Origin of the sequence: Micromonospora sp. MH33, assembly GCF_003013775.1 — a bacterium.
In the GTDB taxonomy this organism is placed as follows: domain Bacteria; phylum Actinomycetota; class Actinomycetes; order Mycobacteriales; family Micromonosporaceae; genus Micromonospora; species Micromonospora fulviviridis.
This window is the reverse complement of record NZ_MUYZ01000004.1, coordinates 1-22,686: the sequence shown is the minus strand read 5'-3', so window position 1 is coordinate 22,686 and position 22,686 is coordinate 1. Positions and strand designations below refer to the sequence as shown.

The 22,686-nt window shown below is 67.8% G+C and carries 13 protein-coding genes and 3 pseudogenes; 11 read left to right on the top strand and 5 right to left on the bottom strand.

Going from position 1 to position 22,686, the window contains the following annotated elements; all coding sequences use genetic code 11:
* Positions 1-1,030: 1,030 nt before the first annotated feature.
* The 6 genes and pseudogenes from B0E53_RS40330 to B0E53_RS40325 form a co-directional block, all read left to right on the top strand.
* Positions 1,031-1,742: pseudogene (locus B0E53_RS40330) on the top strand (nitric oxide synthase oxygenase); the annotation flags it as partial.
* Positions 1,743-2,691: 949 nt separating this feature from the next.
* Entirely contained in the window at positions 2,692-3,615 is a 924-nt protein-coding gene (locus tag B0E53_RS01550; protein ID WP_146167546.1) for an acyltransferase domain-containing protein, read from the top strand.
* 2 nt (positions 3,616-3,617) lie between these two features.
* Positions 3,618-3,878 carry a phosphopantetheine-binding protein gene (locus B0E53_RS01545; RefSeq protein WP_107074287.1) on the top strand — a complete coding sequence of 87 codons (261 nt, stop codon included), beginning with the start codon at positions 3,618-3,620 and terminating at the stop codon, positions 3,876-3,878.
* Positions 3,879-4,025: 147 nt separating this feature from the next.
* Positions 4,026-6,152, top strand: a complete 2,127-nt coding sequence (locus B0E53_RS01540; RefSeq protein WP_146167545.1) for a beta-ketoacyl synthase N-terminal-like domain-containing protein — start codon at positions 4,026-4,028, stop codon at positions 6,150-6,152.
* A gap of 25 nt (positions 6,153-6,177) precedes the next feature.
* Positions 6,178-8,586 (top strand): SDR family NAD(P)-dependent oxidoreductase, encoded by a 2,409-nt coding sequence (locus tag B0E53_RS01535; RefSeq protein ID WP_168215174.1) that lies wholly within the window; start codon positions 6,178-6,180, stop codon positions 8,584-8,586.
* A pseudogene (locus B0E53_RS40325) lies at positions 8,579-9,697 on the top strand (cytochrome P450); the annotation flags it as partial. The gene B0E53_RS01535 and the pseudogene B0E53_RS40325, both read left to right, overlap by 8 nt.
* Before the next feature lie 117 nt (positions 9,698-9,814).
* Here B0E53_RS40325 and B0E53_RS01525 read toward each other — a convergent pair.
* Entirely contained in the window at positions 9,815-10,471 is a 657-nt protein-coding gene (locus B0E53_RS01525; RefSeq protein ID WP_246835170.1) for an alpha/beta fold hydrolase, read from the bottom strand.
* 226 nt (positions 10,472-10,697) lie between these two features.
* Here B0E53_RS01525 and B0E53_RS37265 point away from each other — a divergent pair, with 226 nt between their 5' ends.
* Both B0E53_RS37265 and B0E53_RS38385 read left to right on the top strand, forming a co-directional pair.
* Positions 10,698-10,868 carry a hypothetical protein gene (locus tag B0E53_RS37265; protein WP_168215173.1) on the top strand — a complete coding sequence of 57 codons (171 nt, stop codon included), beginning with the start codon at positions 10,698-10,700 and terminating at the stop codon, positions 10,866-10,868.
* A gap of 118 nt (positions 10,869-10,986) precedes the next feature.
* Positions 10,987-11,142 carry a hypothetical protein gene (locus tag B0E53_RS38385; protein ID WP_210405854.1) on the top strand — a complete coding sequence of 52 codons (156 nt, stop codon included), beginning with the start codon at positions 10,987-10,989 and terminating at the stop codon, positions 11,140-11,142.
* Between the two features lie 664 nt (positions 11,143-11,806).
* Here B0E53_RS38385 and B0E53_RS01515 read toward each other — a convergent pair.
* Positions 11,807-12,358, bottom strand: coding sequence for a sigma-70 family RNA polymerase sigma factor (locus B0E53_RS01515; protein ID WP_107074283.1), 552 nt, complete (start codon positions 12,356-12,358; stop codon positions 11,807-11,809).
* A gap of 751 nt (positions 12,359-13,109) precedes the next feature.
* Between B0E53_RS01515 and B0E53_RS01510 the strand changes: the two genes are divergently transcribed.
* On the top strand, positions 13,110-13,319 hold the full coding sequence (locus tag B0E53_RS01510; protein WP_107074282.1) for a zf-HC2 domain-containing protein: 210 nt from the start codon (positions 13,110-13,112) through the stop codon (positions 13,317-13,319).
* 290 nt (positions 13,320-13,609) lie between these two features.
* Positions 13,610-16,438 carry a LuxR family transcriptional regulator gene (locus tag B0E53_RS39985; RefSeq protein WP_107074281.1) on the top strand — a complete coding sequence of 943 codons (2,829 nt, stop codon included), beginning with the start codon at positions 13,610-13,612 and terminating at the stop codon, positions 16,436-16,438.
* 358 nt (positions 16,439-16,796) lie between these two features.
* Here B0E53_RS39985 and B0E53_RS01495 read toward each other — a convergent pair whose 3' ends face one another.
* The 3 genes from B0E53_RS01495 to B0E53_RS36815 all read right to left on the bottom strand — a co-directional run bounded on the left by B0E53_RS01495 (position 16,797) and on the right by B0E53_RS36815 (position 19,847).
* Positions 16,797-17,615, bottom strand: coding sequence for an SAM-dependent methyltransferase (locus B0E53_RS01495; RefSeq protein ID WP_210405853.1), 819 nt, complete (start codon positions 17,613-17,615; stop codon positions 16,797-16,799).
* Positions 17,616-17,754: 139 nt separating this feature from the next.
* The gene (locus B0E53_RS01490; RefSeq protein WP_107074279.1) at positions 17,755-18,747 is read right to left on the bottom strand and encodes a hypothetical protein; all 993 of its coding nucleotides are present in this window, start codon (positions 18,745-18,747) and stop codon (positions 17,755-17,757) included.
* A gap of 215 nt (positions 18,748-18,962) precedes the next feature.
* Complete coding sequence (locus B0E53_RS36815) at positions 18,963-19,847, bottom strand: hypothetical protein (RefSeq protein ID WP_146167544.1); 885 nt, start codon at positions 19,845-19,847, stop codon at positions 18,963-18,965.
* A 13-nt stretch (positions 19,848-19,860) separates the two neighbouring features.
* On the opposite strand from B0E53_RS36815, the pseudogene B0E53_RS01480 reads away from it, so the two are divergent.
* Positions 19,861-22,686 (top strand): annotated as a pseudogene (locus B0E53_RS01480) (helicase-related protein); the annotation flags it as partial.

Sequence of the window (22,686 nt, the reverse complement as noted above, 5' to 3'; positions counted from 1 at the left end):
ACCGGTGATCTGGCCAGCATCGATGCCTCCGGATCGTGCCCATCATCGACCGGATCAATATGTGATCATGCGGTGCGGGGGCCATGCCTATGCGTGACGCCGGCGGCAAGGTGCCTAGCCCTTGGCTGCGGTTTGAGAGGCGCAGGTGACCGGACGAACCTCCCTTCGCGGGTCGCCGGTGAGGCTGGGCCTACTTGCGGCGGCCTGCCGTCGCGCACTTGCCTCGCATCGACGACCGCAGTACCGGCTCGTTGTGGTGCTAGTGAATCGAACGGGAGAGGACTTGCACTGGGCACAGATCAGCCCCACCACCTCGGTCCGCTGTCGGCGCCGCTTGAGCAGCATGCCACCGCGGATGACCCCGGTGTCGCCGTTGACCAGCCCGTCGGCCAGGCAGGGCTCCTGCACGGGGCACGCGAGGCATATGTTTACCGCTCGCGTGCGGGCCGGTCCACTGTCGGTCCACCATTCGGTGTCCCAGTCGGCGCATGCGGCGTACCGCCACCAGCCGGCCCAGTTCGGCGTTGCTTGCTGACTCACGTCTGACCACCGTCTCTCACAGGAACGACCCATCCGGGTCGGCGCAACTCGTGGGCCCGCGGCCGCAGCCCCGTTGGCATGCGGCAGCCTCACTGTTAACTACGGACCGACGGCGACCGGGTTCATTCGCTGTGAGAAATGACGCGGTAGTGCGTCATTCGTCGTACGACGAGCCGGGTTGGTGCCGCATCCGGCGGCCATCATGCTGGGGACTGTCCCGCCCGCCAGGTCACGAAGTCTTCGCGGCTGGCCAGACTGAGCCTGCCAGGTCGTGATGGTCCCGCCCGCGGCCTGCCTCGGCCACAGACGACGTCGAACCAGCTGAGCAGCGGTTCTGTTCGGACGGCCAGCCACCCGATCCACGGGCAGCAGCTCCATCGCGCAAGTGCCCTGCCAAGCCGTCTCTGTCCCGGTCTTTCGTCATGATCGGGAGCGAGCCAACATCGACGACCGGCGGCCTTGCCGCCGGTGACAGTCGGGCGGGTGACGCGTGTGCCACACCATCGCACCCTCAACTGGCCCAGTCCGAGTCCCCTCCATCGAGGTCGCGAAGTTCATCTCCGCCTACTACAGAGAGCGACAGATCCCCAACGTCGCCGGTCGAATCGCCGATGTGCTCGACGAGGTCGCCACCACCGGCACCTACTGGCAGACACCGGGCGAGCTGACGTACGGCGCCAGGGTGGCGTGGCGGCAGTCCGTGCGGTGCATCGGCCGAGTCCGCTGGGCCGGTCTGAGGGTCCGTGACCGCCGCACCGTCACCACCACCGACAGCATCGCCAGCGAGCTGGCCGAGCACCTGCGCGTAGCCGACAACGGCGGCCGGGTCCAATCTGTCATCACAGTGTTCGCCCTCCGATCACCCTGCTGACAGGCCCACGAGCGCGAGTCTGGAACGACCAGCTGACCCGTACTGCGGGTGGCATCTGAACGATCAGGTGCTCGGCGATCCCGCCCAGGTGGGCATGACCAACGCCGCGCTGCGGCTCGGCTGGCGGCCCCCCGTCACCCCCGGCAGATTCGACCTGCTGCCCTGGGCGATCGAGACCGCCACCGAGGACCCTACGCTCGTCCACGTCTCTCGTGAGCTGGTGCGAGCAACCAGCTGGGACCACTGGCCGCGGGGCTCGGGCTGGACACCAGAGGAGTCCACCTTGTGGCGCGAGCACGCGGCCCTGGTGACCAACCAAGCTGTCCTGCACGATCTGGCCCGCACCGCCGCCGGTAACGTCGGCCGCACCACCGAGCATGGGCGGCGGTGGGATCCCCCCGGACCGCAGAGGTCGATGGTCAACGGCGGGGACCGGGACATGCCGCTCGGCGGGATCTACGTGGGCGTGGGCGTGACCATCCTGGACAGCGACGAGGGCTCGTGGCACGCGGTCGCCCACTCGGTGCGTAACCAGCCCCTGGACACGCCGCGTCCCAAGCGGGTGTTCAACCTGTCCGGCCAGGGTTTGGTTCTGCTGACCGACGGCACCGCGCTGCGCATGGTCCGCACCGACGCCTTGGCGATGACGGCATCACCAGCAACCGCAGCCTCGACTTTCGCCGCCGGCGGCCGTACAACCCGCACGCCGACCTCACCCAGCAGGGCGATCAGACGCTGCGCGCGGCGTGGGCGCGGCTCGGCGTGCTGCACCGCATCCTCGCCGGGCACCTGCTCGCCGGGCGGCCGGCATGAGCGCACTGGAGGAATCCAACGTTCTGGTCGACCTCGATGTCGATTTGCACGCCGCCAAGGGCGGAATGGGCCTTCCCGTCGGTCGACCTCGGAGGTATCTTGAGGCGACCAACGGTTGCTGCTTTTCCTGGCCTGGCTAAGCCGGAAGTTCACGCTTACCGTCGATGCGCTGAGCACGCGAGCTCCGTGCCAGTTGGACAGTCCGTCTCGGGCTATGGCATCGGGAGCTGGTGTCCGCTGACCGTTGGTCGTGGTACTGCAGAAGGTGGTGAGGTGACGATGGGGGACCGGCGGTCATGACCGGTCACCTTGGTGCGGCCCATCAACTGTGCGTGCCAATGCGACCCAAGCCGAGGGCCTATTGCTCTACGCAATACACCCCGGGCTCGGCTTAGTCGAGTGTCACCCAGTTCCCTGTTTGGCAGACGGGGAGGCCCCGATCCCGGCCGGATTTGAGCGAGAGGTTCATGGTCACTGCTTTCATGTTTCCTGGCGCGGGCTCCTATTTCTCGGCTCCCTTCGCGCGCTACTCGCCGGGACGGCGTATCGCCACGGAGGTCGCCGAGCGGATCGATGCTGTCAGTGTCGCTTATGGCTACTCGTCCGTGCTCTCGGAGTCGGAGCTAGAGTCGTGGGATCCGTTGAGTGAGTTGCGAACTTATCATCTCCAGCTTTGTTGTTGGCGAATTCTTGAAGAGGAACTTGGGCTCCGGGCCGACATAGTCGTCGGACACAGCCTTGGAGAGATAACATCCCTGGTCGTCGCAGGGGGGTTCACTGCCGAAGAGGGGACACGCCTTCTGTGTGAGCGGGCTCGCTCTCTCGAATCTTACGCGCAACCGACTGCGGCGACTGCAGCGTTCATGGTCTCCCCGGACGAAGCGGAGGAATTTGCTCGGCAGGAGAAGGATGTCGTCGTCGCCGCGACAAACAGCCCGACACAGGTGATTCTTTCCGGGCCGGCCGAGCAGGTGCGGCGCTTGCTGCGTATGGCCGATTCCCGCGGCATATCGGCGACGAGGCTGCGCATTGGCCCGTACCCACAGCATCATCCCTGTCTCGATTCCGTGTTGCAGCATTATCTGAAATCGCTGCATGGAATCGATCCGGGAGTCCTGCGGACGGCCGTGTATTCGACGATACTTGGGCGACGGCTTGCGCCGGATGACGACCTGCTCGCTGTAGTCGGAGCGCAGTTGGTGCACCCACTCGATTTCCCGCAGGCGGTGATAGGGCTCCGTAAGGCAGGGGTCGACCGGTTTGTGGAATGCGGCCTCAGGGACACCCTGTCTCGATTTGTCGTCGAAGTAGCAGGGGGCGACACCTGCGTGTTGACTCCATTTAGAACTCGCCCGACCGATGTCAATATCAAGAAATATCGTAAGGAGTAGTCATGCTGCCCGAAAACGACGCCCTCCTGCAGAGCCTGCAGAAGATGTACGCCACCGTACTGGAACTCCCCGACGAAGTGGTGACGCCAGATGTGGACTTGGAAGCGGAACTCGGTCTGGATTCCCTGCAGCACCGGCTCGTGCTGGCGCGCGCCGCGGAGTTGTGGGCAGTAGACACAGGAGCTTCCGAGTCTCCAGCGACGCTCACGCTTCGTTCCGTGGCCGATTTGCTGCAGCGCCTCGGCTCCACGTCTAAGGCATAAGCAGTGCCTGCCGAGCAGGTCTGCCTGGTTGGGGCAGGTGTGGTGATTCCCGGGTGTGAGGGACTCGAGGATCTATGGCAGCGAGCGCAGGACGGGCCACTCCTGTTTGGAAGACCTGACAGGTTCCGAGGGCATGAGGCGCTGGCCGTGGCGACCGAAGATGAGACCGGCCGGGTCCACGACCTCCGCTTCGGTGAGGTACGTGAGGCCCCCGAGGATGGGCATGGCGATCTCCAAGCTTCTTGGCTACGTCGCGCCTTGCGGCAGTGTCTCGCGGCGACGTCCGGGCATGTGACGAGGCCCGGGCTCTTTCTCGCCGCGTCCACCGACACCAGCTATGAGATCGACATGGCTCTCACCGCCGACATGCTCGCCGTCGGTGCGGCGAGACACCTGCCGGCTGATCCGGACGGCACCCGGGTCAGCGAGCGAATCCGGCACCAGTTGGCGCAGGCCGACCCGTGTGCCGGTTCGCGTCATGGTGAGTTTTTCCCGTATGAGCAAGCCCGGAGGGCGATCGGAGGTCTCCTGCCGCAGGACACCCCGATCCTGATCGTCGACAACATATGCCCGTCCTCGTTGTACTCCGTGGACCTCGGAGTCAAGCACCTGCTCGACGGTGCGGTGGACGTGGCGTTCTGCGGCGGGGTGAGTTCGCACGGACCACTACGACAGATCTATTTCTCAGAGATGGGAACGCTGTCGTCGTCAGGCGAGGTACGGGCGTTCGACTCGGCGGCGGACGGCACTGTCTTCTCAGAGGGCGCCGCACTCGTCACGCTCAAACGCCTCAGCGACGCGCTCCGCGACCACGACACGGTGCTCGCGGTTCTCGCCGGGTTCGGTGCTGCTTCCGACGGGAAGAGCAAGGCGATATTCGCGCCCAGCCAGGAGGGCCAGGTCCGGGCGATGATCCGGGCGAGGAGCGTCAACGACGTGCCCGGTGACCAGGTGGCGTGGGTATTGGGACATGGCACGGCTACCCACGTGGGTGACGCCACCGAATTGCGTTCCATCGCCGCCGCGCATCCTGGTGGCACTCCATGGGTGACCGGCAACAAGCCAATGCTCGGTCACAGCGGAATGGCGTGTGGGGCCGTTTCCCTTATCCAAGCAGCACTGGGGTTGCACCGCTCAACCATTCCCCGGCAGCCTAATCACACGACGTTGCCCGACTACGCTCGCTCGCTCTCGGTGCGGGTCCCTTCGGCGCCGGTGCGACTCGAGAAGTCGATGACGGACGGGCGGGCGCCGTTTGTTGGTGTCTTCGCCTGCGGCCTGGGGGGTATCAACGGATATCAGCTCCTGATCTCCCCGGACGCAGGTGAGTACAAGGTGCGGTCGTCGCCATCGTCGCTGTGTGACGAGCTGGTTCTCGTCCGCTGGAGCGCCCTGCTACCAGGACGGCCGGACGACGACGTCGTCGCTGCGCGGATGTCCGGGGGCGAGGCGGGTGCCGAGGCGTTTCGCTTCGAGCGTCCCTACCCGGTCCCGCCCTTCGAGAAGTCTCTGATACCACCCAAGGTGGCGGCTCAGTTGGACATGAGCCAACTGCTGGTGGTTGAGCTCGTGAACCGCCTCGGCGCATCGGAGCCCGGCCGGGGTTTGCTCTGGGACGGACTGGAAGAACGCACCGGCATCTTCGGCGCGCATTACGGTCTGACCCAATCGGCGGTCGACTCGACGCTACGGTGTTTGGGCAGCGGTATCGCTCGATCGCTGGACGGAGCGGATGCCCGGGCGGCGGCCGACTACTTGCGGGAACATCGATCGAGCACCAACCTGATCGGCCCCTACAGTCTGGTGGGACGTATGTCGTCCACCGCGCTCGGCTGGGTGGCGAACCGTCGAGACCTGCACGGGCCCACGATGATGGTTGACACCGGCCCGGCTTCCGGACTGGCGGTGTTGCACGCGGCAAGCTGCTACCTGCGACGCGGGGACATCGACCTCGCCCTTGTGATGGCGTGGAGCGCCGGCCCACTGGAGCAGAGTGCGCAATCGCTCGGGCTCTCCCCGCAGGAGGTCGCCGAAGGTGCCTATGCGGTCGCACTCGCGCGCCCCGAAACGGCCCGGGCACGGGGCTGGCCGGTGCTCGCGCGGGTGCGCACCGAACTTAGTGCGGATCCCGACGCGGCGAACTGGGGGGAGAAACCCAGCTATCTGGCTGGGGACGGACTGGCCGCTGTGCTGCGTTCCATCTTCGAAGGCAAGCTGCCCCATTGCTTCTCGAGCATGGCAGGGCCGACGATCAACGTACTCCCGCCGTCGTGAGGCGACTGAACCCAGGAGACTCGCGATGACACGGATGTACTCGCTTCAGCTCGTTGCCTGCCCTGCGGTGCCGGGGCTCGCGGAACGCGAATCGCTGCCACGAGGTGCGCTTGTGCTCACCGATGATTGGGATATCGCAAACCAGCTGTCCATCTCAGCTGACCCGAGCGTCGCTACCGTGGTCGTTCCAGCCGACGCGGCCACCTGGGAGGAGGATGCGATCGTTAAGCTCATGACCGTCGGGGAAAGAGTGCCCAGTCATATCCGCGTCATCACCTCGCTGCACTTGACCAGATGGCCGACGGCGCCCCAGCCACGGTTGCTCGCCTTGCAAGAAGCGGCCTTTCTGGCTGCCAAACAGTTGGCTCATTCGAACCCGCCGGATTCCTCATTGGCCGCTCTCGTCCTGGACCCCCTTAAGGGCGGGACACCTCATCCGCACGGGGCGCTGCTCACCGGCCTGATCAAGGCCATCGCCTGGGAGTTGCCGCATACCCACGTGCATGCCGTGGTGACCGACGCAGCCGCCCTGCCAACGGCACTGGCGCAGCTGCGTCGTGAGTCCGCCTGCGTCCGGGGCCTACCCGTAACCTACTACCGCGGGCAGTCAACGTCTGCCACCCGGCTGGAAGAACGGCTGCTGCCAGACAACGAGCCCACCGTCGGCGCACACGATGGTGCTCATCGGTGGTCGACCGGCGAAGGACCGGTCGTCCTCGCCGTGGGAGGGGCGCGCGGCATCACCGCCCGATGCCTCGAAGGCCTGCGCACGCGGCCCTCGGCGCTCTGGCTACTTGGCAGTACCGATCCGGAGACGATGGTGGAGCAGTCTCGCGAGATCGGTGAAACCACCAGCACAGAGTATGCGCGGAAACGCCGAGCAGCGGATCCCGAGGTCCACATAGCGCAGGTGCGGAGTTTTTACGACCGATGTCGTAAGTCCCGCGAGTCTCTGTCGCACCTCGCTGTCCTGCGGCAGCGGTTCGGTGCTACCCGAGTCCGCTATGTGGGTTGTGACGTCACAGATGAGATCGCTGTTCGCCGCGTCGCGGCAATGATCCGCAAAACGACACCTCTCCTCGGCCTGGTCATCAACGGTGCTGGAATCAGCGGGGCGCGCCGGTTGGCGGCCAAGGACCTGACGACCTTCCGGAAAGTGCGGGACACAAAAGTAGTCGGTTACCACAACCTCAAGGCGGCTTTCAGCGATCTCGCACCTGGCCTGTGGTGCAACTTCAGCTCCGTCGCGGGGGCGTTCGGCCTGGCCGGGGAAAGTGACTACGGTCCGGCCAATGATTTTCTGAACTCCGCAGCCCGATACGAGACCGCACATTCGGGGGCTGCTGAGTACTCCATCTGCTGGAGTCTGTGGGGTGAGTCAGGGCTCGGACCAAGAACCGGCTTCACGGAGTACACGGCGAGGGCGGGGCAACTCGGCCTGCTCGGCGACGCCGAAGGGCAACGCCTGTTCAACACCGAGGTGGAGGCTCATCGGTCGGAACGACGGGCAGTGCCGACGCCGTTGGGCAATGAGGAACTGCAAATGTTGTGTACGAAGTTCCCTGCGCTGGTGGACGCTACCCAGCCGACTCCCTATCTCGGGACTCCGTCGTGGCTGGACGGCGGGCAACTCGTCTGGGAACTCGACCTTGGTCGGTACGTGCACCTCTATGGGCACATCCGAGAATCACGGGCACTCGTGCCCGGAGCACTGGCACTGGAACTCGCGGCGGAGGCGGCCGGTTACCTCGTTGGCGCGGCGCCTGTGAGCACCTTCCGAAACATCCGCTTCCAAGCTCCGATCGCAGTAGACCCGCAGGTGGTCAGGTACGTGCTCACCGCTTCATACACCCCGGCTGGGTTCGACTGCGGCGTCGTCCAGGTCGGAATCCACTCGCGGGTTCTCGGCGGGAACCACGACCGGCGTGTCCAGCATTTCGGCGTTCTGATTCCGATTGGTGGCGTTGCCACGTCCGACCAATGCCACAACCTGCGGGTCGCGACGACTGCAAGGCGGGCATCCGCGACGATGTCGATGTCCGGGCTCTTCGACCACGTCCGAGATGTGCGGCTTAGCGCGCGAGTGACCTCGGCCCGGTGGGAGCCACCCCTTCCCGGGGGTAACGACGACGAGTTCTTCTCTCGACACCGAATTCCGTGGCTATTGGCGGACGCCTTGTTGCAAACGGCCTGTTCCACCGGAACACCGAACCGGTACGCGACGCCCCATTCAATCGAAGAACTGAGACTGCACACCACGGACAACGACTTCATGTTGTCGAAAGTGACGTATGGCGTTCAACTGCACGTCGACCACTCAGACGGGATTGCCGAAGGCGTCGCCTTCGAATCAGGAAATGGCGAGACGCTCCTTGCGATGAGCGGCCTCGCGGTCAGCGGACGAACGTGGCGAAGTGGTAAGGGTCATGAATAACCATCAGGACGTCCTGCTGCGCCTGTTCAGCCCCGAGGGGCGCGCGAATCCTTATCCCTTCTACAGCAACCTGATGGAGCGGGCTCCCGTCCTGCCAATCGGAAAAAATCTTGCGGTAGTCATGGGATTTCAGGAAAGCGTCGAGGTTTTGTTGAACACGCAACTGTTTCCGGTGCCCGATCGTGGCTATGCCGATCGCTCCTGGCCGGGCTGGCAGGCGCATCCATCAACGATGCTCCTCTACAACAGCCTACTCTTTCTCAATCCGCCGGAAAATCAGCCTGCTCGCCGAATCGTTTCTCGGTTCTTCAACCCCAGACGAGTTAAGCTGATGCGTCCGATGATTGAACGTCACGTTGCCGTGCACATCGACAGGCTTGTCGCCAGTGACGGCAGCGTTGACGCGACCCAATCGTTCACCGCCGTCCCGAACTCCGTGATGGGTGAGCTGCTCGACATCCCTCAGAACGATGTGAAGCAGTTGATGGCTTGGCTCGACATGTTCCTGGAACGCAATGAGCTGCATCCACCCGACAAGAGGCTCCCGGATGCTGATGAAGCCGCATCCCACCTGATCTCCTACGTCAGGAGACACTGCTCGGCGGGCGCGGCTGACGACGCTCGCCTAGCCGGATTGCTTGCCCGGGATGGTGCCTTCGACGAGCAGGACATCATCAGCAACCTGGTATTCGTGCTCAGCGCGGGTACGGTGACCACGAGTTCTCTTCTCGGCAGCGGAATGCTCCAGCTCGCAGGGGACAACGATCTGCTACGCCAGTTGCGTACGGACGACGCGTTGCTAAGGTCGTTCGTGCTCGAAACCCTGCGCCACGACCCGCCGATTCAGTACGGCGCCAGGGTCGCGGCCAAGGATACCGAGCTAGGCGGCCTGCCCATCGCCCGCGACAGCCTGATACTCGTGTGCTTGGGCGCACTCGGACGGGACCCCCGGCGATTCTCGAATCCGAGCGATTTCGTCGCGGACCGGTTCATCGCGCCAGGTGCAGATGCCAGAGACGTCTTGTCTTTTGGCCTCGGGACACATCGCTGCGCCGGATCCGAACTGGCCTTGGTCACAGCCGAGATTGCCTTCAGCCAACTCGCCCGGAGAGTCGAAGCGCTGGCCACGGTCAGCGCGCCGCAGCGGCAAAACCGCACGGTGGTCCGCAGATTCAGCAAGCTTGAGGTCCAAGTGTCCAGGGGCGCCCGCGGCGGATCAACAACGCCCTCAGGTTCGGTAGCCGCTGGCAGGGCTGGTGGCCATGGCGGCGCGGATCACGGAGGCCAGATCAACGTTGGGCGAGCTGAGATAGAAGTGGCCGCCCGGGTACGTACGAAGGTCGAAGGAGCCTGTGGTGTGCCGCCGCCACGCAACGGCCTCGTCCAGTAGGACCTCCGGGTCGCTGTCACCGATGTAGGCGTGGATCGGGGTGCTCAACGGCGGGGCGTGAGACGAGAGCCGATAGGCGTTGATGGCTTCATAGTCGTTGCGCATCGCCGGTAGGGCCGTGCGGAGTGCCTGACTGTTGTCGAGGAGTCGCCGGTCTGTACCGCCCAGCCGCTCCAACTCGGCGTAGACGTCCTCCTCATCGCGCAGCCGCACGACTTGTACGCGGTGGCGCGACGGCGGGCGACACCCGGAGACGAAAAGTCCCAGTGGAGTGTGGCCCCGCACCTCCAGGCGTCGTGCGACCTCGAAGGCGACCAGTCCACCCATACTATGGCCGAACAACGCGATGGGCCGGTCTAGGCACCGAGCCAGTTCGTCGGCCACCGCGTCGGCGAGTGCCTCGATCGTCTGGACACACGGCTCGCTGCGGCGGTCTCCCCGGCCGGGATACTGGACCGCGAGCACCTGGAGGCCATCGCTGAGGGCACGTGACATCGGCAGAAAGAAACTTGCCGATCCGCCGGCGTGTGGAAAGCAGACCAACTGACTCGCCAGCTGTGGACCCGGGCAGTAGTTCCGGAGCCAACCTCTGTCGCCGCTGCTCATGCAAGCCTCCGTAGTCACAATGCTCATTGCGGTTGACGATGGCGGAGTGAGCCGTCACCTCTCGGTGCGGCGCCGTCGTTGTCACGGTCGATCGCGGTGCGGGAACATGCCTTTGGTGGCTGAGCGGATCTGCCGGTTTGAAGATGATCTTCATGGTGTTGGGGCGGCCGATGTCGAGGTTGTCGGCGGCGAGGGCTTCGAAGATGGCGCGGGCGGGGTGGCGGGATGCGGTGAACACGATAGTCGTGGCGCCTCGATCTGGCGGATGGAGATGTCCCACCAGTAGCGGCCGCCTGATCTCGGGGGTGAACGGTGGTGGCAGACGTGTCGACCAGCGTTCGGCGAAGACAGTATGGTGCCAGGTCCGAGCCGATAAAAGATGACTGCTCGACCGGACGCTGATCTTGAATCAGCGCCACCTGCTGCAGGTACTACGCGAGTTCGAGATCCTCTACAACGAGCACCGGCCGTACCAGGGCATCGCCGACACCCGACCGGTCGCATCGATGCCGAACCGATCGCCGACCCGGACCGGCTCGCCTAACTGGATACCGGCGTGACCACCGCGGCGGAGCGCCTCACCGAGTACAAGCATGCCGTCCGGGCTGCCCGGATAACATCCTGCAGGCGATCCGACTCGCAGGTCGGCAGGTCACCGAACTGTTCGCCGTGGGGCTGGTCGTCGGAGTCGGTGGGCTTTGGTCCAAGCCCTTGTCCACGCCGACCGTCGCCTCGCCGCCCAGCCGCCGCGTCGGCCGCACCCCCGCCGAAGCGACACGGTCCGGGGCAACATTCGCCTATGTCGATCAGGCGTATACCTTGCAGGGCTGCTCCGCCTGGTGGCACATCACCAATGCCGACCCAACCGATGTACGCCGTGCCGCTTCGCTGGGCACGCCGACGTGAGCGCAGCCCACAACATCGCCACCCGCGGTGCTATGGATTGGGCGCCGTCATCCGCCGATCGTGGCCTGACCGATGCAGCCGACTTCGAGCAGGATCTGCAACCTCGCCCCCTTCAGGGCCGAGAAGCTGACGAGGATCTGTAGATCTGAAGAGGAATCCCATTACCGGGGTCAGCCTGGCGACGTACGGCCGGTAGGAGGCGGCCGGCGAGGATGCCGGTCGTCGCTGGGGTGGGGACGTCGGCGCGGGCGGTGAGGCCGGCCGAGCGACTCAAGCACCGGACCAGCGAGGCGACCGCAGGGCTGCCCAATCCTCGGGCTATTCGGGCCGCCGCTTCGGGGCGGTGCCCATGGCAGCGCGCAAGTAGCGGAGCGCGTGGTAGGTGCGCGACTTGACCGTCCCCTCCGGAATGCCGAGCACCACGGCCGCCTCGGCGGCCGACCGCTCGCGGCAGTAGATTTCGATGATCACGTTCCGGTGCTCTGGAGTCAGCCGAGCCATCGCCCGCTTGATGGTTTGAACGGCGAGCATCCGTTCGATGGCGTCATCGCCGGATGAGAGGAGCGTCATGTCGACCAGCCCGACTTCCTCCGGCCGAGCCCGCTTCGCTCGACCGGCGTCGATGGCCACTCTTCGGGCGACGGTGAGCAACCAGGGGCGGAGGGCTGCGATGTCCGCGTTCAACGCATCGATTTTGCGCCAGGCCCGCATCATCGTCTCCTGCAGCAGGTCCTCGGCCGCTTGGCGCTCGCCGAAGGTGAGCCGCAGGAGGAATGAGTAGACCGGCTTGGCGTGGGCGTCATACAGGGCTTGCATCCGCTCCTCGGCGGTTAGGTCCCCGACTGCGACGGTTCCGGTCGCAAGCGCCATGGCTGCCCTCCTCCATACCTGGTTCTCTCTTTGAGGCAAGGCTCGTTCGTTGTGCACTGAGAGACATCGGGCAGCTCACGTATGTTTGGGGTCACACCCGTACCGCACTGGATCGCTGGCGCGGGGGTGCTACATCCGGTCGAGCAGGTCCGCTCGCCCGGTCACGCCGCCGTTTCCGGGCGGCCCGCTGTCCCTGGACGTGATCGCCGAGGTCCCGGTCGCGGCCTGGCCCCCGGCTGATGAACCGGATCCGGGTCGGGTGGCTGGGGTGATGTGGGTGCATCCATCCGTAACCGGTGGCCGGCCCCGGCCGTGCGGGGTTCCTGGTGAGGGCGGTCGCCGCCGCTGCGCGGGCGCTGCGGCGGCGGGCAGCAGGCGTCACCGTCGTGAGCGATGGGGCGAACCCGCCGCCCTGGTGGGCATCAGGCTGGTCCGGTCGTACGACGACTTGGCCGACAATCGGTCACCGGGACCGGTCGAGGTCATCTTCGTGAACGCGGCCCATCACTCCGACCTGCCGGTGATACGCCGCGCGATCTCGTGGGCGAGCACGCCCATCGTTGTGCTCGTCGGAACGGCCCAGGACGGGCTCGCTGGTCCATGGACATCACGACGGGAGCCGAAAGCCTGGCGAGGGTGGATCAGTCGGCGGACGACCGGCAAAACCATTTATGGCTGAACCGTCCGCGGCGACGGCGCGTAAATCTGACCGAGGAAAGCCAGCACGTGTCAACGGCCAGAAAGAGATCGAATGAGCCAGCCCGAGCGCTCGGATGACCCGTTCAAGCTGGCGCTCGGCGTCTTCGCGTTGGACGCTCTGCCCGACGACGAGGATCGGGCCATAGAAGCTCATGTCGCGCGATGCCGACGGTGCCGCGCGGAGTACGACGGGTTCCGGGAGGTGCTTGCTGGCTTGGCCTTGCTCTCCGAGGACGACATACGCCAACTTGGTGGCGAGTAGACAGCGCCGTGCTGGGTGGCGCGCCGCTACGCCGGCTCATTTCCGATGAATCCCCGGTCCAGCGGCGCCGCCTCCAACGAGCGTGGCGGGTAGAAGGTCCGGGACTCGATGGCGGTTAGCGTTCGCCGACCGCCATGGCCGGCGGGCGAGCGTCAGGTCCGGTCCATCCGTCCGGTGCGGACCACCAGCGGGCAGCTGCCGGGTGACGTACCTGATGCCTGCGTCCGAATCTTGGCGACCAGCGTCAGCGGGGGTCCCCGTTGCGCTGGTGGTCGTCTTATCGTGGCGGCATGGGTTCACCTGCCTCGGCGTTGGTTGGTCGGGATGTCGAGTTGACGGTCTTGCGCGAGCTGATTGTGGGGGTGACCGAGGGCCGAGGCGGGATGGTGTGGCTGGACGGCGAACCTGGGATCGGGAAGTCGGCCCTGATCTCAACGGCGATAGCTGACGCGGCGCGGTTGGGGTGTGCGGTGTACGGCGGGTCTGCGCCCGAGTTGCTGCCGCCGTTTCCGTTGCAGGTGCTGCTGGACGCGCTGCGCGTCGGGCGGGATTCGGTGGATCCGTTGCGGGCGCCGTTGGCGGGATTGTTGCGGGGGGAGGGAAGGTCGGAGCTGCTGACGCCGCGGGATGTGGCGGCGTTGTTGGCCGAGCAGGTCCTTGCGTTGGTGGACCGGTTGTGTTCGGTGACGCCGGTGGTGCTGGTGCTCGACGACGCGCAGTGGGCGGACGAGGCGAGCCTGTCGGTGTGGTCGCGGTTGGGTCGGGCCGCCGCCCAGGTGCCGTTGCTGCTGGTGACGGCGTGCCGGCCGCTGCCACGTCGGCCGGAGGTGGCCGCAACGCGGCGGGACCTCGTGGAGCGTGGGGCGACGGTGCTGCCGCTGGGAGCCTTGTCGGCACCTCAGGTGATCGAGGTGGTCGGCGAATTGGTGGGCGCGGTGCCGAGCGGGGCCTTGGGTGAACTGGCGGGGCAGGCGGGGGGAAATCCGCTTTATGCCCGCGAGGCGGTCGACGCGTTGGTCCGGGAGTCGCGGATCACTGTGGTGGCGGGAGTGGCGGAGTTGACGGGTGCGGGGGAGTGGCCGGGGTCGTTGCCGGAGGCGATCGGGCGGCGACTGGGCTTCTTGCCGGAGCGGACCCGGTCGGTGCTGGGGCTGGCGGCGGTGTTGGGCTGCGCGTTCACGGTCGATGACCTGGGGGTGGTCTCCGGGCAGCCGGCGACCGCGTTGATGGTCGGGGTGGATGAGGCGGTGGCGGGCGGGGTGTTGGCGGCGTCGGGGGATCGGCTGGTGTTCCGGCACGGGCTGATCCGGCAGGCGCTGTACGAGGCGATGCCGGCGAGCCTGCGGGCGGCGTTGCATCGGCAGGCGGCTCGGGCGCTGGCCGGCGCGGGGGCGCCGGTGGAGCGGGTGGCCGAGCAGTTGCTCGCCGGACCGGCGGCGGCCGACGAGTGGATGGTCGATTGGGTGGCCCGGGAAGCCGCGGCGTTGACCTACCGGGCGCCGCGAGTGGCCGTCGAGTTGTTGACCCGGGTCCGCGGCGCGGTTGACGACGATCCGCGCCGGGAACGGCTGGATGCCGACCTGACGGTCGCGCTGTCACAGCTAGGGGACAACGAGCAGGTCGAGCGGCTGGCGCGTCCGGTGCTGGCCTTCAGCCGCGACCCCGTGGTGGCCGCTCGGGTGGCCTGGACACTTGGGTACGCGCTGATGCGCATGGGGCGGTACGAGCAGGCCGTTGAGGCCGCCGAGCACACGCTGGAGCGGCCGGAACTTCCGGCGATCTGGGCCGCCCGGCTGTACGCGCTGCGCGCCCTTGCGCTCATCGGCGTCGGGCGTTTCGATGAGGCGCGGGCGGCCGCCGCGCGAGCGGAGGCCGAGGGGCGCCAGGCCGGTGACCGGCTGGCGGTCGGATACGCCCTGCACACCCTGGCCCTGATCGAGCACAACCAGCGGCGGGACGTGGCGGCGCAGGTGGCGCTCATTGATCGCGCGTTGGCGGTGTTGGGGGACGAGCCCTCGGTCGCCGACCTGCGGCTGCTATTGATGATCAACCGGGCGGGTGGCCTGGACAACCTGGGACGGCCCGCCGAGGCCGACCACGCTTTCGGCCAGGCCACGGTGTTCGCCGAACGTGCCGGCACTCCGCCCCGGCTGGGGCATCTGCGGGCGAAGATCGCAGACTACAGCTTCTACCGGGGGCGGTGGGACGAGGCGCTGGCGGAGTTGCAAGCTGCCGCCGACCTCCCGGTCGACATGACGTATCGGCTGGCCGGCCGCGGGGTGCGGGCGTTGATCGCGGTTCACCGCGACGACCTGCCGGCGGCCGAGCGGGAGTTCTTCGGCGTCGAGGAGCTGACAAGCCCCGGGAACGGCTTGCGCTTGTACGCCGACCTCCTGCTGGTTGCCTGGGCGTTGGCGGCCGAGCGCGAGGGTCGGTCCGCCGAGGCGCTGGCTCGCCTTCTGGCCGTGTTCGATCCCGAGGGGGACCGGGAGTTCCCGCAACTGACCCCGGATACGCCGATGTGGTTGGCCGAGGTGGTCCGCCTCGCGCTGGTCTGCGGCGACCGTGCCACCGCCACCGCCGCAGCCCGGGCAAACGCCGCCGCCCAAGGGCAGGCGTCTCCCGCCACCACCGCTGCGGCCGGATACTGCGCGGGCCTGCTGGCGGCCGACCCCGCCGGCATCCTCGCCGCCGCCGATACCTTCCATCGCATCGGCTATCCCCTGTTCGGGGCGCAAGCACTGGAGAACGCTGCCGTGCTGTACGCCGAACGCGGCGACCAGCTTGCCGCGCGGGCCACGTACGCGCGGGCGGTCGAGGTCTACACGTCGCTCGACGCGGCCTGGGACATCATGCGCGCTGACGCCCGCCTACGGCCGCACGGGATCCGCCGCGGGCGCCGCGGACCGCGCCGCCGGCCCACCACCGGCCGGGAAGCCCTCACCGCCACGGAACGGAAAATCGCCGACCTCGTCACGGCGGGACAGTCGAACCCGGACATTGCGGCCCAACTGTTCCTGTCCCGCCGCACCGTGGAAACCCACGTCTCCCACATCCTGGCGAAGCTCGGGGCACATTCGCGCGTCGACATCGCTCGTGAGCTGGCAACTTCGCAGTAGGACACCTCAAGCGACGTCCATAGCGTCAAGCGGAGGGCGGGCGCCGGCAGCGTCAACGTGATCTCGAACGAGTCCGGCGCTCCAGGCAGCTACGGTTCAGTTACCGCTGACTCCACGTGGGAAACGCAGGCGCTGTGGCCGGCGCGCACCAGCCCAACCGGCACGAACCCCTGCTGGAACTGTCCGGCTGGCAGGCCGGCATGCCGGTCATCGTCCGCAGGGCGCGTCCGTGCCCAGGCGCGCAACTGTCGCTGTGCAAGCCATCACGGGACCTCGCCATCAATCAGGCACAAGCATCGATAGAAATGATGCAGTGCGATGGGTCAGGCAGATCCGCCAAATCCGTGAACGACCGAGATTAGTCCACAGCCGGCTTTCGGCCTACGCCGCCGAGGATCCAGACCTCCTCCGGACTGATGTCGTTCTCGGTGTCGGGCCGCCATTCGGAAACGAACACCAGGCCGGGGTCGACGAGGTCTACGCCGTCGAAGAAGCGCTCGACTTGACTACGCGTGCGGTGTGTGGACGGATATTTGGTGTTCTTGTAGACCTCTGCGGCGCCACCAGCATTGTCCGGCCTGGGATCGGCGGTGGCGTGATTAATGACAAGGTAGCTACCCGGGGCCATAGCGTCGCGCAGGTGGGCGACGATCGCGTACGGGTCAGCTTCGTCGTCGATGAAGTGCAGGACGGCCACAAGCAGGATGGCCACTGGCTGGTCGAAGTCAATCTGTGCCCGGACGTCGGGGTGGTTGAGGATGGCATCCGGGTCGCGCAGGTCCGCCGTGATCACGCTCGTGGTCTTGGCTTCGGTGATCTTGAGGGCGCGCGACCGAGCCAGCACCTTCGGATCATTGTCGACGTAGATCACGCGTGCGTCTGGCGCCTCAGCTTGGGCGATCTCGTGGACGCTGCCTTGGGTGGGCAGGCCGCTGCCGATGTCGAGGAATTGGCGAATGCCCGCGTCGCGGGCTAGAAATCGCACTGCGCGCTGGATGAACGCACGGTTCTCCCGTGCCATGAGGATCACCTCGGGAGCCGCTGCGAGTACCTTGTTAGCGGCTCGGCGATCGGCTGCGGAGTTGTTCTTGCCGCCCAAATAGTAGTCGTACATGCCGGCGGCAGTGGGGACGGAGGGGTCGAAGCCGCCCGACTGGGCTGAGCTGTCCGTGGTCACCTGTCTCCGAATCCTTCCTGAAGAGCGTTCACATGGTGCCGCGTCAGGCAACGTGGCCCTGTTGACTACCGCGCCGTCGGGATCAGCATCCGCATGGCGCGGTAGTCAACAGGGCGAACGTCCCCTGATGCGGTACAAGCTAGACTGCGCGCGCTACGCAGATTCTGGCGTCGAGGCGGGGGCCGGCTTCGTAGAGCATGTATGAGACGCCGCCGTCGGTGCCGAATGCCGGGGCTGCGACGCGGCCGTTGTCTGATGCGATCGGCCGGTGAAATACTCCGAGGTGGACTTCCCGGTCGAAGTTGTTGCCAACTTCCGTGAGGTACATGTTGCCGCTGTTGCCGTGGTAGGCGAGGTACGCGGTGCCGTTGCGCTTCAGCAGGTGTGCTCCGGAAATGTCGGTGAGTCCGTCGCCGGATGGTGAGACCAGCGGGTTCGGGTCGAACTGCCAGCCGCTCCAACCGTTCGGCGACCAGCCCCAGAAGATCTTGCGGGCGCCTGTGTGCAGGCCCATGAACACCATGACGTAGCGGTTGCCCTTGCCGGATACCGAGTGCTCGAAGACCCGCGCGTAGGAGGTCTCGGTCGTGTTGGGCACGAGCCTGGTAGACAGGATCGGCGTCTCGTCGGTGAAGTGGATGCCGTCGGTTGAGCGGGCGACGCGGGTGGTGTAGTTCTCGCCGTGGAAGTACAGGTAGAACTGGGCGGTCGGGGCGTCCCAGACGACGTGTGGTGATGACACGTGGCTGACGGTGGTGGTGGGTAGATACCGGTCGATGATGGGGTTGTTGGGGTATTCGGTGTAGGGGCCTTCGAGCCGGTCGGCGTAGGCGAGGCAGATCCCGCCGGGCGCGTCGTGCGGCGCGTAGTAGAGGTAGTAGCGGCCGAGGTAGCCGCTGATCTTGTCGTAGACGCCGCGCACGCACGGGAAGATGAACTCGCCGGTCGGGTTGTAACGCAGCGGCCCGGCGAACGCGTCGCGTACGTATTGGTAGTTGGGGAAGCCGGCTGGTGCGGCGAGCGCCGGTGTGGGTGTGGCGGCAAGGCCGGCGCCGGTGATCGCGACGCCGGCGGCCGCTGTACCACGCAGCAGCGTGCGGCGGGAGATGGAGCCTTCAGGGGTATGCGTCATCGCGCTTCTTCCGTTCGTGAGGCGGGCCGACCGGGGCAGTGGGAGCGGAACCGGCCGTGACGAGTCAGCGGATATAACTCACTTCGCCGAGCGGCCGTACGGTGTGGACGCTCGCCGCGGAACAGGTTTGTTGATTGTCGAGTCTGCTCGCGCCGTCACAGCGGCGTCAAGATGCTAATACGAATTAGCGAGGCAGGTGCGTTGTCACAAAGTGATCATCCAGCGGTTATGAGCGTGATGTAGCTCGTTGATGATTCGGTCGTTGCCGCGTTCGGTCCGAGCGTGACACGTCCTGCGGACATCTTCTTGGTGAACACGACGAGGTAGCCCTGGTCCTTGTCCGTGGTCTTGATGGTCATGTCAGTGCGTTTGAAGCCCTGCTGGTTCAGCCACGCCGGCCACCAGTTGTCCATCTCTGGTGCTCCGCGTCTGTCGAAGGCGACGTACCCGGTGGCGCCGTGTGCGAGGTCGAAGACCAGGTAGTCCGCCGGGGCGCCTAGTCGCTTGTCGTTGCTGGCGCCGGGGATCAGCACTGCTCCGGTGAGCGGGTCGGGAAGGCTGGCGATGGTGAACCCCCGGTCGACGTAGTGTTTGGCGCCTTGTTTCGCGAGGCGAACCGCTGCCAGCTTCGACGGTGTGCGCACCTGGACGTCCTGTGGTGTGATCACCACCCGGTCGGGCTGGCCGCTCGGGGCCTTGGTCCCGGGTGTTGCGCTGGGCTTCTGGTTGCTCGGGGTCTTGGTCGCGGCCGTTGCGCTGGGCTTCGGCGGCTGGTTGCTCGGAGTCTTGGTCTCAGGCGTTGCGCTGGGTAGCTGAGGCTGGTCGCTCGGGGCGTTGGTCCCGGAGTTTGCGCTGCGCGTCTGCGGCTGGTCGCTCGGGGCGTCCCCGAACGCGAAGGCTACGCCCAGCAGGCTGAAGGACACGATCAGCGCGACGACAAAGCGCGCGTCCGTGAGCCGTGACCACCGCCGCCGTGTCGGTGGCGGCTCGGTTGCCTGGCCGGTGTCTCCAGCAGGGCCGCTAACCGGGTGTACCGGCTTGGGTGGCGGCTGCGCCCGGTGCTTCGCGCCGCGCCCCAGCTTGGGTGCCGCCGTGCTCACGGCTGCGGCGGCCGGCGCGCCGCCGGTGATCGCCCGGGCCCACCACGGCAGCGTCTCCCGCGAGGAGCGCAAGCACATCGAGGAGGCGCTCAAGTCCGGGCAGCTCCCGGCCGTGGTCGCCACCTCCAGCCTGGAGCTGGGCATCGACATGGGCGCGGTCGACCTGGTCGTGCAGATCGAGGCCCCGCCGAGCGTCGCCGCCGGCCTGCAACGGGTCGGCCGGGCCGGGCACCAGGTCGGCGCGGTCTCCCGGGGCGTGGTCTTCCCGAAGCACCGCGGCGACCTGCTCTCCTGCACCGTGGTCGCCGAGCGGATGGGCACGGGCGCCATCGAGGAGCTGCACTACCCGCGCAACCCACTGGACGTGCTGGCCCAGCAGATCGTGGCGATGGTGGCCCTGGAGCCGTGGCGGCTCGGCGACCTCGCCGTGCTGGTCCGCCGCGCGGCTCCCTTCGCCGAGCTGCCCGACTCGGCGCTGCACGCGGTGCTCGACATGCTCTCCGGGCGCTACCCGTCGACCGCCTTCGCCGAGCTGCGGCCCCGACTGGTGTGGGACCGGGCGGCCGACGTGCTCACCGGCCGGCCCGGCGCGCAGCGGCTCGCCGTGACCAGCGGCGGCACCATCCCCGACCGGGGCCTGTTCGGGGTCTTCCTGGCCGGCGCCGAGCGGGCCGCCCGGGTCGGCGAGCTGGACGAGGAGATGGTCTACGAGTCCCGGGTCGGCGACGTCTTCCTGCTCGGCTCGTCGTCCTGGCGGATCGAGGAGATCACCCCCGACCGGGTGCTGGTCTCCCCCGCCCCCGGCCAGGCCGCCCGGATGCCGTTCTGGAAGGGCGACCAGCTCGGTCGCCCGGTCGAGCTGGGCCGGGCCATCGGCGCCCGGATCCGGGCGCTGCTGCGCCAGTCCGACGCCGACGCCGTGGCCGCGCTGCGGGCCGGCGGGCTGGACGACTGGGCCGCCGGCAACCTCATGAGCTACCTGCGCGAGCAGAAGGAGGCCACCCGGTCGCTGCCCGACGACCGCACGGTGGTGGTCGAGCGGTTCCGCGACGAGCTGGGCGACTGGCGGCTCGCCGTGCACTCGGTGCTCGGCGCCCGGGTCAACGGCCCGTGGGCGCTCGCCATCGGCCGCCGGCTCGCCGAGCGCTACGGGGTGGACGCCCAGGTCATGCCCTCCGACGACGGCATCGTGGTCCGGCTGCCCGACACGGCCGAGGAGCCGCCCGGCGCCGACGTGGTGGTCTTCGACCCCGAGGAGATCGCCCAGCTGGTCGAGGAGTCCGTGGGCACCTCGGCGCTGTTCGCCGCCCGGTTCCGCGAGTGCGCGGCCCGGTCCCTGCTGCTGCCCCGCCGCGATCCGCGCCGCCGGCAGCCGCTCTGGCAGCAGCGCCAGCGCGCCGCCCAGCTCCTCGACGTGGCCCGCGAGTACGCCGACTTCCCGGTCACCCTGGAGGCCGCCCGGGAGTGCCTCCAGGACGTCTTCGACCAGCCCGCGCTGGCCCAGCTGATGCGCGACCTCGGCGCCCGCAAGGTCCGCCTGGTCGAGGTGGAGTCCGAGCGCCCGTCGCCGTTCGCCCGCTCGCTGCTCTTCGGCTACGTCGGCGCGTTCCTCTACGAGGGCGACGCGCCGCTGGCCGAGCGGCGGGCCGCCGCCCTGGCCCTCGACTCCGGGCTCCTCGGCGAACTGCTCGGCCGGGTCGACCTGCGGGAACTGCTCGACCCCGCGGTGCTGGCCGAGACCGAACGGCAACTGCGCTGGCGCACCGAGCAGCGCCGCCCCCGCGACGCGGAGGACGTGGTCGAGCTGCTCCGGGTGGTCGGCGACCTGAGCGACGCCGAGCTGGCCGAGCGGGGCGCACCGGCCGGGTGGCTGGGCGAGCTGGAGGCGGCCCGGCGGGTGCTGCGGGTGCGGGTCGCCGGCGAGGACCGCTGGGTGGTCGTCGAGGACGCCGCCCGGCTGCGCGACGCGCTCGGCGTGGCGCTGCCCGTCGGCGTCGCCGAGGCCTACCTCGCACCGGTGGCCGACCCGCTCGGCGACCTCGTGGCCCGCTACGCCCGCACCCACGGCCCGTTCGCGGCGGCCACCTGCGCCGCCCGGTTCGGGCTCGGAGTGTTCGTCGTCGAGCAGGCGCTGCGCCGGCTCGCCGCCACCGGGCGGGTGGTCTCCGGCGAGTTCGCCCCCGACAGCGTCGGCACCCAGTGGTGCGACGCCGAGGTGCTGCGGCTGCTGCGCCGCCGCTCGCTCGCCGCGCTGCGCCGGGAGATCGAGCCGGTGCCGCCCCGCGCGCTCGCCGCGTTCCTGCCCCGCTGGCAGCAGGTCGGCTCGTCGGCCCGCGGCGTCGAGGCGGTCGCCGCCACCGTCGAGCAGTTGCAGGGGGTAGCCGTGCCGGCGTCCGCGCTGGAACGCCTCGTGCTGCCCGCCCGCATCGCCGACTACTCCCCCGCCCAGCTCGACGAGCTCTGCGCCAGCGGCGAGGTGGTGTGGGCCGGGTCCGGGGCGATCTCCGGCGGCGACGGCTGGGTCACCCTGGCGTACGCCGACGTCGCGCCGCTGCTGCTGGCCCCGCCGGACGAGGCGCTGGCCGTCACCCCGCTGCACGAGGCGGTGCTCGACGCGCTCGCCGACGGGCAGGCACTCTTCTTCCGGTTGCTCTCCGACCGGGTCGGCTCCACCGACGACACCGCCCTGGCCGCGGCGGTGTGGGACCTGGTCTGGGCCGGTCACCTCACCAACGACACCCTCGCACCGCTGCGGGCGGCGCTCGGCGGCGGCGGGGCGCACCGGTCCCGGCCGACCGCCCCGCGCACCCGCTACCGCCGCCCCGGCCGGGTGGCGCTG